At 75.7% G+C, this 916-nt stretch carries 1 protein-coding gene; it reads right to left on the bottom strand.

Annotated features, from left to right (window positions below):
* Positions 1-113 precede the first annotated feature (113 nt).
* Positions 114-916 (bottom strand): hypothetical protein (locus F3J18_RS38485; protein WP_240156531.1); only part of this gene is annotated, 803 nt, incomplete at its 5' end.

A 916-nucleotide genomic window follows, 5' to 3' on the forward strand; every position in this document is an offset into this window, starting at 1 on the left:
GTCGGCGGCACTGCCCCCGGGCATGCCGAGCGGCATCCGGTAGGCGTTGGCCGGCACCAGCACGGGCCGCGAGGCGGCGCGGCGCAGCCGGTAGGCGAGCAGCACGGGCGGGTTCATGAGCCGGCCTCCTCGCGCGCCGCCGCCGGCGGTTCGGCCGCGAGCGTGAAGCGCGCATCGGGCGCGAAGGCGACGTCGCCGATCGCGTAATAGCCGTTCAGCGCCAGCGAGCAGACCACCGCGCGCGCCGGCGGCCCTTCCTGCTCGGCGGCGAGCAGCAGCGAGATCCACGGATCGCTGCCGAAGGCATGGCCGAAGCGCGCATGGCCGTCCGGCATCAGCGGCGTCTTGCCGAGCGTGGCCAGCATCGCGCGGCGCGACTGGGCGGGGAAGAAGGGGATCGCCGCGCGCAGCCCGGGCCGCTCGGCGCAGAAGCCGCGCAGGGTCCGGCCCAGCTGGACCACCGCGTTGGCCGGCGGCGCGGCGCCGGCGATCAGCGATTGGTGCGGACCGGGCCGGTCGACCTCGATCAGCAGGGTGGCCAGGCCGAAGCCCGAGGCGCCCCAGGCGGGGTTGCCGTGCCAGTAGGCATAGCCGTGCAGGTCCACGTCGAGCAGCTGCAGCAGCAGCGTGTGCGGGCCCGACACGGCGGCCTTGTCGAGCGCGCGGCGCAGCACGTAGCCCCAGCCGGCGCACTCGTAGGAGCAGGTGATCCAGTCGGGGCGGCGCGGCTGGGCTCCGGCCGCCGCCTCGACGAAGGCGCGATGCGGCGCCGAGCCGTTCATCAGCAGCATCGACAGGATGGTCGAGCTGATCACGTAGTCGTCGGCACGCGCGGCACCGGCGACCCGTTCACGCTCGGCCGCCGCCAACGCGCCGAGTTCGCGCGCGGTCCGCGCCAGCGGCCAGGCGCCGGAGG

It is taken from the genome of Burkholderia sp. Ax-1720 (assembly GCF_011753035.1).
Classification (GTDB): domain Bacteria; phylum Pseudomonadota; class Gammaproteobacteria; order Burkholderiales; family Burkholderiaceae; genus Burkholderia; species Burkholderia gladioli.